At 70.3% G+C, this 14,202-nt stretch carries 14 protein-coding genes and 1 pseudogene; 9 read left to right on the forward strand and 6 right to left on the reverse strand.

What is annotated here, in order from left to right:
* Positions 1-8: 8 nt before the first annotated feature.
* Positions 9-1,088: a hypothetical protein gene (locus IE277_RS36405; protein ID WP_229882231.1), complete on the reverse strand. Its 1,080-nt coding sequence runs from the start codon at positions 1,086-1,088 to the stop codon at positions 9-11.
* A complete protein-coding gene (locus tag IE277_RS36410) occupies positions 1,085-1,729 on the reverse strand; it encodes a hypothetical protein (protein WP_189958035.1) in 645 nt (214 codons plus the stop codon). Before IE277_RS36410 ends, IE277_RS36405 begins: the two co-directional genes overlap by 4 nt.
* A gap of 280 nt (positions 1,730-2,009) precedes the next feature.
* Here IE277_RS36410 and IE277_RS36415 point away from each other — a divergent pair, with 280 nt between their 5' ends.
* The 7 genes and pseudogenes from IE277_RS36415 (at position 2,010) to IE277_RS36440 (ending at position 9,116) form a co-directional block, all read left to right on the forward strand.
* A complete protein-coding gene (locus IE277_RS36415) occupies positions 2,010-4,952 on the forward strand; it encodes a BTAD domain-containing putative transcriptional regulator (RefSeq protein WP_189958036.1) in 2,943 nt (980 codons plus the stop codon).
* Complete coding sequence (locus IE277_RS36420; protein ID WP_189958037.1) at positions 4,949-5,758, forward strand: prepilin peptidase; 810 nt, start codon at positions 4,949-4,951, stop codon at positions 5,756-5,758. The genes IE277_RS36415 and IE277_RS36420 overlap by 4 nt, the downstream gene beginning before the upstream one ends.
* A 112-nt stretch (positions 5,759-5,870) precedes the next feature.
* Positions 5,871-7,070 carry a cyclic dehypoxanthinyl futalosine synthase gene (gene mqnC, locus IE277_RS36425; RefSeq protein WP_189958038.1) on the forward strand — a complete coding sequence of 400 codons (1,200 nt, stop codon included), beginning with the start codon at positions 5,871-5,873 and terminating at the stop codon, positions 7,068-7,070.
* A 7-nt stretch (positions 7,071-7,077) separates the two neighbouring features.
* The gene (locus IE277_RS36430; protein WP_189958039.1) at positions 7,078-7,683 is read left to right on the forward strand and encodes an imidazolonepropionase-like domain-containing protein; all 606 of its coding nucleotides are present in this window, start codon (positions 7,078-7,080) and stop codon (positions 7,681-7,683) included.
* Between the two features lie 143 nt (positions 7,684-7,826).
* A complete protein-coding gene (locus IE277_RS36435) occupies positions 7,827-8,099 on the forward strand; it encodes a hypothetical protein (RefSeq protein WP_189958040.1) in 273 nt (90 codons plus the stop codon).
* Positions 8,096-8,368 (forward strand): annotated as a pseudogene (locus IE277_RS47970) (bi-functional transferase/deacetylase); the annotation flags it as partial. The gene IE277_RS36435 and the pseudogene IE277_RS47970, both read left to right, overlap by 4 nt.
* 52 nt (positions 8,369-8,420) lie before the next feature.
* Positions 8,421-9,116 (forward strand): demethylmenaquinone methyltransferase, encoded by a 696-nt coding sequence (locus tag IE277_RS36440; RefSeq protein WP_189958041.1) that lies wholly within the window; start codon positions 8,421-8,423, stop codon positions 9,114-9,116.
* A 13-nt stretch (positions 9,117-9,129) separates the two neighbouring features.
* On the opposite strand, the gene IE277_RS36445 is transcribed toward IE277_RS36440, so the two are convergent.
* Both IE277_RS36445 and IE277_RS36450 read right to left on the reverse strand, forming a co-directional pair.
* On the reverse strand, positions 9,130-9,438 hold the full coding sequence (locus IE277_RS36445; RefSeq protein WP_189958042.1) for a PASTA domain-containing protein: 309 nt from the start codon (positions 9,436-9,438) through the stop codon (positions 9,130-9,132).
* A 109-nt stretch (positions 9,439-9,547) separates the two neighbouring features.
* The gene (locus IE277_RS36450; protein ID WP_189958043.1) at positions 9,548-10,066 is read right to left on the reverse strand and encodes a GNAT family N-acetyltransferase; all 519 of its coding nucleotides are present in this window, start codon (positions 10,064-10,066) and stop codon (positions 9,548-9,550) included.
* A 97-nt stretch (positions 10,067-10,163) separates the two neighbouring features.
* Here IE277_RS36450 and IE277_RS36455 point away from each other — a divergent pair, with 97 nt between their 5' ends.
* Positions 10,164-11,456 carry a geranylgeranyl reductase family protein gene (locus IE277_RS36455; RefSeq protein ID WP_189958044.1) on the forward strand — a complete coding sequence of 431 codons (1,293 nt, stop codon included), beginning with the start codon at positions 10,164-10,166 and terminating at the stop codon, positions 11,454-11,456.
* Positions 11,457-11,496: 40 nt separating this feature from the next.
* Here IE277_RS36455 and def read toward each other — a convergent pair whose 3' ends face one another.
* Positions 11,497-12,123, reverse strand: a complete 627-nt coding sequence (gene def / locus IE277_RS36460) for a peptide deformylase (RefSeq protein WP_189958045.1) — start codon at positions 12,121-12,123, stop codon at positions 11,497-11,499.
* A 154-nt stretch (positions 12,124-12,277) separates the two neighbouring features.
* Positions 12,278-13,090: a C40 family peptidase gene (locus IE277_RS36465; RefSeq protein ID WP_189958046.1), complete on the reverse strand. Its 813-nt coding sequence runs from the start codon at positions 13,088-13,090 to the stop codon at positions 12,278-12,280.
* Positions 13,091-13,841: 751 nt separating this feature from the next.
* On the opposite strand from IE277_RS36465, the gene IE277_RS36470 reads away from it, so the two are divergent.
* Positions 13,842-14,201, forward strand: a complete 360-nt coding sequence (locus IE277_RS36470) for an NADH-quinone oxidoreductase subunit A (protein WP_003992243.1) — start codon at positions 13,842-13,844, stop codon at positions 14,199-14,201.
* The last annotated feature ends 1 nt before the right edge of the window (position 14,202 follow it).

Raw genomic sequence — 14,202 nt, forward strand, 5'->3', positions numbered from 1 at the left:
CGACGGGTTCACCGGTTGACCGACTGGATCTCCTGGACGTTCATGTCCTGAGTGGTCTCGAAGGTGCCGTCGGGAAGGTTGCCACGGCTGTCACCGGTGCCCTTCCAGGAGATCTGCCAGGTGATGCTGGCCTTGAGGTGGTAAGGGGTGCCGTCCGTGGTGCGCAGGTACGTGATGCCGCACGGCGGGGTCTTGTCGCCGTCTCCCTCGGCCCAGGGCGTGCCGACCGAGCCGTCGTCGTTGATCGCGCAGTCGCCCGAGGCGGGCAGCGTCGTGGCGTCCTCCGTACCGGGGTCCAGGTGGAGGGCGACCGGCTTGGCGGTCGTCTCGGCCCAGAGGTCGGTCCGGGGGAGTTCCGCACGGACCTTGATCTCCTGGAACCTGCCCTTGTTCTGCCAGACCCAAGTGGGCACGTTGACCGTGGACTTGGCGGTGGGCTTGAGCTCGATCTCGGTGTCGGGGACCTTGATCTGGTTGTAGGCGTAGTCGGCGAGCATCTTGGGCGTGGGGGCGTGCGGGACCTTGGGTACCACGCCGGCGTCCTGCCAGAACATGATCCTTCCGCAGTCCCAGGACGCGGGGTCCTGGTCGTCGGGAGCGACGCTGCGCCAGAAGTAGCCCTTCTTGCCTATGTTGTAGTCCTTGTACCCCGGGGCCTGCGACCAGGTGTCATCGAAGTTCGCCTCGGGCTTGCCGTCCCGGTAGTGGTCGGTCCACAGCCCCTTGCCGAACCACGACTGATGGATTCCGACGTCACCCGCGCCGTTCGTCTTGTCCACGAAGTCCTTGAGCTCCTGGCCGGTGAAGACGGGTTCGTACCAGCAGGCCGGCGGCTTCCAGTTGACGTCCACGGAGGCGAGAGCACCCCGCTTGCCACCGGTGGGACCGCTCACCTGGCGGACCTGGATGTGGGAGTAACCGGCGGAGGCGTAGACGTCCTGGCCGTTGGCTCCGCCGGTGGGGCTGGAAGGCTTGTGCCCCGTAGTGTCGCCCGTGGGGCCGTCGGCATATGCGGTGCCGCCGCTCCACGTCATGAGCGTGACAACTACCGTCAGGGTCAATCGCTTTGTGAGGAGCGAGGACTTCATGACTGGCACTCCTTCGCCTTGCCTGCGACCTCGGCGACCTGGGCCTTCCAGGCATGGGAGGAACCCGATGGCGGGAACATGAGCAGACTGAACTTCTCGTAGCTGCTCAGGCTCTCCTTGGTGTAGAGGACCTTTCCGGTCTTGATCTCCTTGCCGTAGAACTTCGCCTGGTTCCTGCAGAAGGAGACAAGGACGCGCTTGCCGCCAGTCATCGTCGTGACTTTCGAGTCGTAGTACTTGTCCGTCCCCGTGGGCGCCCACCCACCCTTCACCCACGCCTGGATCTGGGACTTGGCGTACTGCGCGGCCTGGCCGCCCGAGTAGTACTGGTACGCGGGGTCGTTCGGGTCCTGCTTGGCGATGCCGTGCTTCAGTGCCCGGACATAGTTCTCCGCGTCGGCGAGCGCCGCCGCCTGCTTCGCGTCGGACGGCTGGGCGAAGTCGAAGACCAGATTCAGGTCCTTCGGAACGCTGACATCAGGGCCTCCCGTGGCCGTCGTCGCGGACGGCGAAGGGCTTTGCGCCCCCTTGTCCGCGCCCTTGATGTCGTCCGTCTTGCCGCTCCCGCCCCCGCCGCAGGCGGTGAGCAGCAGGGCCGCGGTCGCGGTCACGGTGGTGAGGATCAGAGTGCGGCGAGCCACGGTTGAGTCTCCCCCGGAGGTTGGCGTGTGCAGCAAGAGACGAAAATATCAGGGGGGTACGACGGCCTCTCGGGGAACGGCGGGGAGTTGTGTGGAACGTGTGCAGGGGCAGCGGGGGAGACGGTGAAGGCTGCCTGTACGGACGTGAGTTCGCGCCGGAGGCCCTGCCACCCCTTCGACGCTGTCAGTCCGAGTCCATAGGATCTCTGTAGGCTCCGATTCCCACCGTATTTCCCGCCCGTACGACACCAGACGACCCAGACGACCCAGGACATCCGCCATGGCGCGACGCAGTACATCAGGCTCGACGGGAAGCCCGACGGGCCCGCGGAACCGGACACCTCAGCCGGTGCGCGTGCGTCGGCGCACGTTCGGGGACTTCGTCATGGCGTTCCTCGCGTTCGTCGCCCTGCTCGTACTCGTCGTCGGTGTACCCGGTGCGCTGGCCGTCTTCGTCGGCTGGCCGCTGCCGCACGGGATGCCGTCGCAGGACTGGCTGACGCAGGAGATCACCGTGCAGACCTTCCTGCACGTCCTCACCGTCGTCGTCTGGCTCGCCTGGGCCCAGTTCACCGCCTGCGTGCTCGTGGAGGTCAGGGCCGCCGCCTCCGGCGTCGGCCTGCCCGGCCGTGTCCCGGGCGCCGGCCCCAGCCAGCTGCTCGCGCGCCAGCTCGTCACTGCGCTGCTCCTCGTCGGCGCCACCGCCGCCAGCCTCACGCCCGGCCTCTCCCAGCTCGGGCACAACTCCGGCCTGGAAGGCAACCACAAGGGCACCGTCGCCGCCGCACAGCAGACCCCCGGGCTGCTCTCCCCGCAACAGGCCAAGGCCACCGCGGCGAACGTGGCCGAACAGGCGGACCATGTCGCGGCGCAGGCCCGGTCCGACGGGGGCAAGCACGGAGCCACCAAGTTCTACCGGATCCAGCCTCCCGAGGGCCGCCACCACGACTCCCTGTGGGAGATAGCCCAACGCCACCTCGGCGACGGCCGCCGGTACAAGGAGATCTACGAACTCAACAAGGACCGTCTCCAGGCCGACGGTTCCCGCCTCACCGAGGCCAGCCTGATCCGTCCCGGTTGGATCATGGAGATGCCCGGCGACGCCCACGGCGGCGAACTTGTCGAGATGCCCGACACGCACATCTCCCCGGCCGCGCAGAAGCAGATCCAGCGGTACGACAGGTCCGGCCACCACTTCCATCAGCAAGGACAGCACGCCGAGAACGGTGACCACGCGTCCGTGCCCGCACAGCGGCAGCCGGCCACCGGCACGGCCACGGATGGTGACGGTGCCGGACAGCACGCCCAGCAGCACGCCACCGCCTCGCACGGCGACTCCTCCGGCCTGCCCGAAGCCCTTGTCGGCGCCCCGCTGCTCGCCGCCGGTCTGCTCGCCGCCCTCGGCCGCCGACGCCGGCAGGCGCTGTGGCAGTCCGCGCTCGACGCCGTCGGCGGCCGACGCGGCATGGAGCCGCCCACACCGACCGGCGACGCCCAGAACGCCCAGGACGCGCTGCTCGTCGGCGCCGACCCCGACGGCGTACGGCTGCTTGACCGGTCCCTGCGCGGGCTCGCCGCCGCCCTCGCCGCCGAGTCCCGCCCGCTTCCCGTCGTCTACGCCGTCTGGCTCAGCAGCGGCGCCCTGCACCTGCAGCTCGCCCAGCCCGCCGGAAAGCCGCCGGCGCCCTGGCGGCCGGGACAGGAGCAGACCTTCTGGATGCTGTCCCGCGCGGACGCCGAGCGCTACGACGACACCGACACCGCCGCCCCCTACCCCGGTCTGGTCAGCCTCGGCACCATGGACGACTCCCGGCTGCTGCTGAACCTCGAAGCGGTGCCGGGCATCGTCTCGCTGAGCGGCAGCGAGTCCGACCGAGCCGCCGTGTTCGCCTCGGTCGCCGCCGAACTCGCCACCAACGGCTGGTCGGACCGCATGACCATCACCCTGGTCGGCTTCGGCACGGACCTCACCGCGCTCGCCCCCAACCGCCTGCGCCACCTCGACGGCGTCGAGGCGCTGATCGAGACCATGGAGGCCGAGACCCGGCAGCGGCGCGGCGCGCTCGGCGCCGCCGGCCACGACTCCGTCCTCACCGGACGCACCGGCCCCGCCCAGCACACCCGTTGGGCCCCTCACCTGGTGCTGCTGGCCGCTCAGCCGTCCGCCGAGGACGCGCTCAAGCTCGCCGAACTCGCCGCCGACGCCAGCCGTCTCGGCATCGGCTACGTCGTCGGCGCCGAGACCGGCGATCTGCCCGGCGCCGCCTGGGAGATGGAGATCACGCGCGAAGGCAAGCTGCTCGCACCGCTCCTCGGGCTGCAACTGGAAGCCCAGTTGCTGCCGGCCGCGCTGCAGCGCGCGGTCGTGGAGCTGTTCGCCCAGGCCGACCCCGAGCGCGACCCGGACGGCCCGGCCACCACCCCGCCCTTCCTCGTCGACATCACCGAACAGGGCCGGCCCGCGGTGTACGCCCGCCTCGTCGGTCCGTACGAGATCATCGGCCTCGACACCCCGGAGGACGAGCGCAGCACCCTGCTCCAGGAGGCGCTGGCGCTGCTGCTCCTGCACCGGGAGGGCGTCCACCCGCGTGTGCTCGCGGCCGCGCTGTGGCCGCGCGGTGTGACGGAGGACGTCCGTGACGCCCTCGTGGAGCGGCTGCGCGACTGGCTGGGCACCGATCCCGACGGCAGCTCACGGATGCGGGCCGACGCGACAGGCCGGCTCATCCTCGCCGAGTCCGTCGTCTCCGACCTGGACGTACTGCGCTCCCTCTACCACGAGGCCACCCAGGGCAAGGGTGCCGGCAGTCGCGCGGTGCGCGGACGTCTGCTCACCGACGCGCTGGGGCTCGTGCGCGGCCCGCTCCTCGAAGACCGCCCCGAGGGCCGGTACGGCTGGCTCGGCCACGAGATCGTCGACGCCCAGCTTCCGCTGCTGGTCGCGGACATCGGTCTCGCGCTCTCGGCGTTCCACTTGGAGAAGGACCGGGCGCAGAAGGCGATCGAGGCACTTGAAGCGGCCCTGAAGACGGCCGATTCGGACGAGCGCCTGTGGAATGAGCTGCTGCGTGCCGTCCACGCCACCGGCGACCCGGACCGCCTGCGCGCCCGCGCCGCCGACTTCTTGTCCCGCAGCGGCGCCCGCGGCCTGCCGCCGCGCACCGAGGCTCTGCTCGACGAACTCCTGCCGACCTGGCGCGAGGCCGTCGCCGCGGCCGGATGAGCGGCGCACTGCTGTGGGCCGTCGCCGCGCTGTGGGGCGCGGCGGCCGGCGGGATGCTCCCGAGGGCCGCGTACCGCTTCACCGTCCCGGCGGGGGAGCCCTGGCGGGACCGGTGCCCGCGGGGACATGCGCTGCAGGGCTGGCTGGGACCGGCGCGCTGCGGCGAGTGCGCCCGCGCCGGCGCACCTCTCCCCGAGCCGCCGCAGGCGCCTCCAGCTGCCCTCACCCCCGCCCCTGCCTCCACCCCCGCCCTCATCTCGCCACAGCCTCCCTCCGCCGTGCTCCTCGCCACCACCACCGCCCTCCTGTGCGGCGTGCTCGCCGCGGCCACCGGCGCCCGGCCGGAGCTGGTGGTCTGGCTGCTGCTCGCGCCCGTCGGGGTGCTGCTGGCCGTGATCGACCTCCAGGTGCGGCGGCTGCCCGACCCGCTGACCCTGCCGCTGGCCGCGACCGCCCTCGCCCTGCTGGGCCTCGCCGCGCTGCTGCCCGAGCACGCCGGCCACTGGCTCACCGCGGTGTACGGCGCCCTCGCCCTGGGCGCCAGCTATCTCGTGCTGTTTCTCATCAACCCCGCCGGCATGGGCTTCGGCGATGTGAAGCTGGCCGTCGGCATGGGCGCCGTACTCGGCTGGTACGGCTGGCCCACCCTGCTCCTCGGCACCTTCGCCGGCTTCCTGCTGGGCGCGCTGTACGGCGGCGCGCTCGTCGTCGTACGGCGGGCCGGGCGCAAGACGGCGATCGCGTTCGGGCCGTTCCTGATCGCGGGCGCGTTCCTGGGGCTTCTGGCGGGGGCGTACGGCGCGTAGGGCGGCGCTCTCCTCGACCGGATCGTCCTCGGGCGCACCGGCGCCGACCTGCCGTAGCGGCTGGCGTAGGCTGGTTCGGTCCGTCCACGCCGTTGACGAAAGGGACGCCCCGGTGACCGAGAAGGCCGACCTCCAGTCTGTTCTCGACCGTGCCGCTGCCGGTGGGCGGATCACCCCGGAAGAGGCCCTCGACCTCTACCGCGACGCCCCGTTGCACGCACTGGGCGCCGCCGCCGACGCCGTACGCCGCCGCAGGTACGCGGGTATCGAGCACATCGCGACGTACATCATCGAGCGCAACATCAACTACACCAACGTGTGCGTCACCGCGTGCAAGTTCTGCGCCTTCTACGCGGCCCCCAAGGACAAGGACAAGGGCTGGACCCGTGACCTCGACGACATCCTGCGCCGCTGCGCGGAGACCGTCGAGCTGGGCGGCACCCAGATCATGTTCCAGGGCGGCCACCACCCGGACTACGGCGTCGAGTACTACGAGAAGCACTTCAAGGCGATCAAGGACGCGTTCCCGCAGCTGGTGATCCACTCCCTGGGCGCCTCCGAGGTCGAGCACATGGCCCGGATCTCCGGCGTGTCCGTCGAGGAGGCCATCACCCGGATCCACGAGGCGGGCCTCGACTCCTTCGCCGGCGCCGGCGCGGAGCTCCTCCCCGAGCGCCCCCGCAAGGCCATCGCGCCGCTGAAGGAGTCCGGCGAGCGCTGGCTGGAGATCATGGAGACCGCGCACAAGCTGGGCGTGGAGTCCACCTCCACGATGCTGATGGGCACCGGCGAGACCAACGCCGAGCGCATCGAACACCTGCGGATGATCCGGGACGTCCAGGACCGCACGGGCGGCTTCCGCGCCTTCATCCCGTACACCTACCAGCCGGAGAACAACCACCTGAAGGGCCGCACCCAGGCCACGCTCTTCGAGTACCTGCGGATGATCGCGATCGCCCGCCTGTTCATGGACAACATCCAGCACATCCAGGGTTCGTGGCTGACCACCGGCAAGGAGGTCGGCCAGCTGTCCCTGCACTACGGCGCGGACGACCTCGGCTCGATCATGCTGGAGGAGAACGTGGTCTCCTCGGCCGGTGCCAGGCACCGTTCCAACCGGCTGGAGATCATCGACCTGATCCGCAAGGCGGGCCGGGTCCCGGCCCAGCGCGCGACGACGTACGAGCACCTGCTGGTCCACGACGACCCGGCGAACGACCCCGTCGACGACCGCGTGGCCTCCCACATCTCCTCCACGGCCATCGAGGGCGGCACGGCCCACCCGGAGCTGAAGCTGCTCACCTCCAACTGACCCCGCCGTGCTGACGATCCACGCGGACTCCCGGGAACACGCCCTCGTCGTCCAGGGCGAGCGGATCGCGGCCACCGGGTCCCTGGCGGAACTGGTCGTCGCGTACCCGCGGGCGCGCCTGCGCACCTGGCCCGGCGTCCTCACCCCCGGCTTGGTCAACCCGCACGGCACGGAACTGCTGGAGCAGGCCTATCACCCGGATCCCCGGGAGGCCGACACACTGGGCAGTGAGCCGCTGACCGGCGACGCGCTGATCGCACTGGCCCTGGACGACGGCCGCTGGGGCGCGAGCGCCCGGCGCGGAGTGCAGCGGATGCTGGCGCACGGCACGGTCGCCGCGGCCTGCGCGACGCTCGGCAACCGCGCGGTCCGTGACGCCGTACGGCGCACCGGTCTCGCGATCGTGGCCCGCGAGGGCCACCCCGGCGGTGTCCCCTGCCTCGACCCGCTCGCCTCCGGCGTTCCGCCGGTGTTCGCATCCCCGCGCGCACCCGGCTCCGAGGCCTGTTTCACGGTCTTCGACGTCCGCGACGAGAGCGAACTGGCCGAGCGGGGAGCGGGCACCTGCGTGGCTACGGTGGTGGCGGGCCGCCTGGTGTTCCGCCGCCGCTGACTCCCCGGGCGAACTGCCGCGCCCTCACCCGGCGAGCGCCCTGCCAACGCCCCGTCCGCCTGCTCCACCCCGCCCGTCATCGAAAGTCGCGCCGCACGGCACGGTCGCCGCAGCAAACATGGCAAGGGCTCGTCGACGGGCCCGTGTTCGTTGACACCACCGGACGCCGTTCGAAGGTGCTGCGCCGCGTCGGTCTGCTCGTCGGCGCCGTCTGCCTCACCTACGCCGGCGTGCTCGCCGCCGCCTTCATGGGCTGGGGCACCTCCCTGGGCCCGTCCTCCCTGCTTCCCTCCGACAGCGCCGACGGCGGCCACGGCCCCGGCGGCACCCGCCCTCAGGGCGGCATCGGCCGCCGGCCGGACCTGCCCCACGGCACCCCGTCACCACGGCGCTCGGCCACCACTCCCGCCCCCTGACCACTCCGACGCCCCCGCGCGGCCGCAGACGTGCCCCCACCCGCATCGAACGCGCCGCAGGCCGGGCCGCGGCCCTCCAGCGGCCCCGTGTCCTCCTCGCCCTCCTGCTTCTGCTGCTCCTGCTGCCCCTGACCTGCGTGATGCTGCTCGCCGGCTGTCTGCGCGCCGAGGTCGGCGTCGACCAGCGCGTACGGACCGGCGCCACCTCCAGCGAGGTCTCCGACGAGATCCTGAACGGCGGTCGTGCGGCTGGGTGGAGGACGTCGCGGCACACAGGAAGCCGAGGCTCCTGCCGTGAGACCGTGCTGCAAGAATGGGCGGGTGACCCGCGCTTCCCTGAACAAGCAGCCGCACGAAGTCGCCTCGATGTTCGACGACGTGGCGGAACGGTACGACCTGACGAACGACGTCCTGTCGCTCGGCCAGGACCGGCGCTGGCGCAAGGAGGTGGCGAAGGCGGTCGACGCGCGCCCCGCGCAGAAGATCCTCGACCTGGCCGCCGGTACGGCGACCTCCTCGCTGCCCTTCGCGCGCACGGGCGCGTACGTCGTCCCCTGCGACTTCTCGGTCGGGATGCTCCAGGTCGGCAAGAAGAAGCACGCCTGGCTGCCGTTGACGGCCGGGGACGCGACGAAGCTGCCGTTCAAGGACGACACCTTCGACGCCGTGACGATCTCCTTCGGGCTGCGCAACGTCCAGGACATCGACACGGCCCTGCGGGAGATGTACCGGGTGACCCGCCCCGGCGGCCGTGTGGTGATCTGCGAGTTCTCGACCCCGACCTGGGCGCCGTTCCGTACGGTCTACACCGAGTACCTGATGCGGGCGCTGCCCCCGGTCGCCCGCGCGGTGTCCTCGAACCCGGACGCCTACGTCTATCTCGCCGAGTCCATCCGCGCCTGGCCCGACCAGCCCGCTCTCGCTCAGCGGCTGCGCAAGGCGGGCTGGTCGAAGGTGGCCTGGCGCAATCTCACCGGCGGCGTGGTCGCCCTGCACCGGGGTTTCAAGGAGAGCTGAGCCCTTACCGGGCCTAGCGGTTGATCATCTCGAAGGCGTCCCCCGGCTCTCCGAGTTCGCGTTGCAGCCCGCCCGTCGGCGGCCGCGGGATGCGTGGCTCACGGACGCCTCCGCCGCCCTCTCCCTCGCCGAAGTCGAACCACACGTACACCATCGACTCCCGTGGCACCTCGGCGCCGGGCTGCGGGTACTGGCGTACGACGTAGTCGACGACCGCGAGGTGGAAGTCCGGGCGGTCGGGCGCGTTGAGGAACAGCCCCTGTGACCGGGCCGTTTCGCGCGCGTCCACGGCCATCAGCCCTACCAGCCGCGGCACGCGCACTTCGGGTGTTTTGGGTGTTATGCGCACAGATGTCACCCCCAGCGGTACTGGAAGGGTAACTCCCTCGCGTGCCCGTCGGAAGGCGCTGGTGTCTTTCTGTGACAGACGACTACTGTCCGTTACTGAGGGTGAGTCGAAAACTGAGGGTCGGCTCGTCCAGCGTCGGATGCGGATAGCTCTCCGCGGGCTCCATGCCGAGCCGCCGGGTCACCGCGATCGATCGCTCGTTGCCCGGCCGGACCACCGCCACCACCTGTCGCACCCCGGCCGCCCGCACCCGCTGGAGCGTCTCGCGCGCGGCCGCGGTGACATAGCCCTGGCCCCAGTGCGCCCGACCGAGCCGCCAGCCGATCTCTGTCTCGCCGACCGGACCCCAGCCGGGCCGCCAGGGCTGAGCCCCGGTGAAACCGATCACCTCGCCGGACTCGTCCAGCATGGTCCACAGACAGAAGCCGAGCTCCGCGTCGTGCCGCCGCTGCCGCGCGGTGAGTTCCTCGTAGACCGACAGGGCGGCCGGCCTGCCGCCGTAGAACTCCATGACCTCGGGGTCGTCGAAGACCCGGTGCCAGGCGATCGCGTCCTCATGGGTGGGGACGCGCAGCCGTACCGAGGGGAGGGGTCGGTTCACAGGGCAGCCCTTCAGCCGGGTGATCAATTCTGCTGAATAGACTGCCCATGTCCAGTGCCGGTCGGCACGCAGATTTCGAACTTGGGGAGATCCCGCCGTGACCGTCGTGAAGGAGCCCCTCTCCGAGAACACCGCCGACGTGATCGTCGTCGGCGCGGGGCCGGCCGGCTCCACGACCGCCTACCACCTCGCAAAGGCCGGTCTCGACGTCCTGCTTCTGGAGAAGACCGAGTTCCCGCGCGAGAAGGTCTGCGGTGACGGCCTCACCCCGCGCGCGGTGAAGCAGCTCGTGGCCATGGGCATCGACATCTCCGAAGAGGCCGGCTGGCTGCGCAACAAGGGCCTGCGCATCATCGGCGGCGGCTCCCGCCTCCAGCTGGACTGGCCGGATCTCGCCGCCTACCCGAACTACGGCCTCGTCCGCAAGCGCGACGACTTCGACGAGCAGCTCGCCCGCAACGCCCAGAAGGCCGGCGCCCGCCTCTATGAGCGCTGCAATGTCTCCGGGCCCGTCATCGACGACCGCACCGGTCGCATCACCGGCGTCACCGCCAAGCTCGGCGAGGAGAAGCGCGAGGTCACCTTCCGCGCGCCGCTCGTCGTCGCCGCCGACGGCAACTCCACCCGCCTGTCCCTCGCGATGGGCCTGCACCGCCGCGAGGACCGCCCGATGGGCGTCGCGGTGCGCACGTACTTCACCTCGCCCCGCCATGACGACGACTACCTGGAGTCCTGGCTGGAACTGTGGGACCGGCGCGGCGCCCAGGACCGTCTGCTGCCCGGCTACGGCTGGATCTTCGGCATGGGCGACGGCACGAGCAATGTCGGCCTGGGCGTGCTGAACACCTCCGAGTCCTTCAAAGAACTGGACTGGCGGGAGGTGCTGAAGGCCTGGTGCGCCTCCATGCCCGAGGACTGGGGCTACACCCCCGAGAACATGACCGGTCCGATCCGCGGCGCCGCCCTGCCCATGGCCTTCAACCGCCAGCCGCACTACACGCGCGGACTGCTGCTCGTCGGCGACGCCGGCGGCCTGGTGAACCCCTTCAACGGCGAGGGCATCGCCTACGCCATGGAGTCCGGCCAGATCGCCGCCGACGTCATCGTCCAGGCCCACGCGCGGGCCACGCCCGCCCAGCGTGAGATCGCCCTGCAACGCTACCCGCGCGTCCTGAAGGACACCTACGGCGGCTACTACACCCTCGGCCGCGCCTTCGTGAAGCTCATCGGCAACCCGAAGGTCATGCAGATCGCCGCCCAGCGCGGCCTCACCCACCCGCTGCTGATGAAGTTCACCCTCAAGCTCCTCGCGAACCTCACCGACCCCACGGGCGGCGACGCGATGGACCGCATCATCAACGGCCTGAGCAAGGTGGCCCCGAAGGCGTGAGCCCCTTCCAGGCCCCTTCCAGGCCCCTTCCAGGCCTCTTCTAGCCCTGGCTCGGCTCCTCGGCCCTGGCGGCCCGGCGGGCGAACACCTCGTCCTGCCGGGCCGCCATCTGCCGCAGCGCGTCCTTTTTCTCCCGCTTGGAGAGCCGATCCAGGTAGATGTGCCCATTGGTGTGATCGGTCTCGTGCGCGAGGCAGCGCGCGAAGTACCCCGTGCCCTCGATGACGACCGGCCGGCCGTCCCTGTCCTGCCCGCGCACGACGGCCCGGTCCGGCCGCGGTACGGCCATGACGGCACCCGGCACCGACAGACAGCCCTCGCCCTCGTCCAGCAACCGCCGCCCGCGTGCGGGCGTTTCGAGTACCGGATTGGCAATGTGTCCGACATGTCGGACACCCTCGTCATCGGGGCAGTCATACACGAACAGTCGCAGATCGACCCCGACCTGATTCGCCGCCAGTCCCGCCCCTTCGGCGACATACAGCGTGCGGAACATGTCGTCGATGAGCGCGGCGAGGTCGGGTCCGAACTCCGTGACGTCCCGGCACGGCCTGTGCAGGACCTCCTCGCCGACCTGGGTGACGCGGCGCACCGCACCACGTCGGGCCTCGGGGGCGTGGCGGGGGTAGTGGTCGGCGGGCTTTCCCTGCACGAACACGCGTGGCATCGCGCGGTCTCCTTCGCTCGTGGACGGACCGCCGAGCGGCGGCCCGTGCAGATCCTGCCAGGGGGAGAGCGCCACGGTGTGCGGGGGACGACGTAAGGGCCGCTGCCCCCGAGCGGCTGCGGCCCTTACGCGCGTTGTACGGCGTGCGGAGTGCTCAGAGCACTCGCACGGCGCCGGTCGGCGGGTCGTACGACAGCGGCTTCTCGACGATGCCGGTCGACGGGTTCTGCGCGCCGACGAACATACCGTCGCCGACGTACACCGCCACGTGATACGCGCTGCCCGCGCTGCCCCAGTAGAGGACGTCGCCCGGCTGCAGGTTGCTCAGCGAGACCTGCGTGCCGGCGGTCGACTGGTCCTGGGAGACGCGCGGCAGGCTGACGCCGATCTGCTTGAAGGCGGACTGCACCAGGCCGGAGCAGTCGTAGGCGCTCGGGCCGGAGGCGCCCAGGACGTAGGACTTGCCGATCTGCGCCTTCACGAAGGAGATGACGGACGCGACCGAACCGGTCGCCGTGGACGTGCTCGTGGAGGTGCTGCCGGAGTCCGACGAGGTGGAGAGGGTCGTGCGCGCCGTGCTGCGCGAGGCGCGGGCGGCGGCCGCCTTGCGGGCGGCCTCCTCGGCCTTCTTCTTGGCCTCGGCGGCCTTCTGCTTGGCGTCCGCGAGGTCCGCCTTGGCCTGCTTCGCGGCGTTTGCGGCGGCCGTGTCGCGCTCGGCCTGCAGCTGGTAGTTCGCGGCGGCCTGCTGCGTGGCGTCCGCGGACTGGGCGGCCTGAGCGGCCAGGTCGGCCGTGAGGGTGGGCAGTTCGAGGGTCTGCGTCACCGGCTCGGCCGCGTTCGCCGAGCCGGACGCCCCGGCGACTGCCAGGGTGCTGAGGACGCCACCGGCAACTCCGGCCCGCATCGCGAGGGTCGACGCGCTGCGGCGGGGCTTCCGGTGGCTGCGTATGTGAGCGGTGTGGGACATGGGAATAACCGGTACCAGGGGCTCCTTCATATCTACAAGAAACGTGTGCTGCGCCACAGTTGCTCAATCGAGACCATGAATCCCGGGTGTGTCGCTCTTTATTGACGCCGTAACGGACATAGCGGACGTCGATGATCAAGCCGCTGATCACGCCCTTTGATCATTACGCCCGAATTGCCCCCCGCCTACCACTGGTTGAGATGGTTGGCCAAGCCCGGTTCTCAGAGATCTCTCATCGATGTGGCGGAGGTCACGGAACGGTCACCGGAATCATCGCGTCCCGCGTGCGCGGAGCTCGTGAACGCGTGCACGCGTCCGCATCACGTCCACACCGCACCGCGCACCTCCCCCTGATGTGTGAACGGGGCTCTCTATCAGGCAGCAGTGTTCAGCACCAATTTGCATGCAGTGGAAGTCTCTTGATATTGAGACGCCCCCCGTGGCCTGCGGTGACGAGTGAGAATGTCACTTCTGGTGATCAACTGAACGCTTCGCGTATGAAGATCACCCATCATCCGACTTCATGATCCTTCGTCAGGTGGTGGAGATCACAAAGCTTGTGGAATACGCCGTGTCGCAGATCACAGAGCGGCGGGCATAAGATGCGTGGCAACTGGGCTTGTGACCTGCTTCACATGTTCTCGATCTTCGCCGGGACGAGCGGGGCTCGTGGAACCGGTGAGGCGGATGTGAGCCCGGTGCACCAGTGCAACCGCCAGCAGTCAGCGCCGACTGAGAGGAGCGAGGAGCGGTGAACGCCTATGCGCCCATCCTCGTACTGGGAGCCCTCGGGGCAGGCTTTGCGATCTTCTCCGTGGTCATGGCCACGCTGATCGGTCCGAAGCGCTACAACCGCGCCAAGCTCGAGGCCTACGAGTGCGGCATCGAGCCGACCCCCACGCCGGCCGGCGGCGGGCGCTTCCCCATCAAGTACTACCTGACGGCGATGCTCTTCATCGTCTTCGACATCGAGATCGTCTTCCTCTACCCCTGGGCCGTCACCTTTGACGCCCTGGGGATCTTCGGGCTCGTGGAGATGCTGCTCTTCGTGCTCACCGTCTTCGTGGCGTACGCGTACGTATGGCGGCGCGGCGGCCTGGAATGGGACTGAG

The sequence above is a fragment of the Streptomyces alanosinicus genome (assembly GCF_014650595.1).
GTDB classification, from domain to species: domain Bacteria; phylum Actinomycetota; class Actinomycetes; order Streptomycetales; family Streptomycetaceae; genus Streptomyces; species Streptomyces alanosinicus.

Bases quoted from the DNA above. Each gene is read 5' to 3' on its own strand.
- IE277_RS36415 (WP_189958036.1), top strand. From the start codon at position 2,010: ATGGCGCGACGCAGTACATCAGGCTCGACGGGAAGCCCGACGGGCCCG.
- IE277_RS36405 (WP_229882231.1), bottom strand. From the start codon at position 1,088: ATGAAGTCCTCGCTCCTCACAAAGCGATTGACCCTGACGGTAGTTGTC.
- IE277_RS36420 (WP_189958037.1), top strand. From the start codon at position 4,949: ATGAGCGGCGCACTGCTGTGGGCCGTCGCCGCGCTGTGGGGCGCGGCG.
- def (WP_189958045.1), bottom strand. From the start codon at position 12,123: ATGCCACGCGTGTTCGTGCAGGGAAAGCCCGCCGACCACTACCCCCGC.
- IE277_RS36465 (WP_189958046.1), bottom strand. From the start codon at position 13,090: ATGTCCCACACCGCTCACATACGCAGCCACCGGAAGCCCCGCCGCAGC.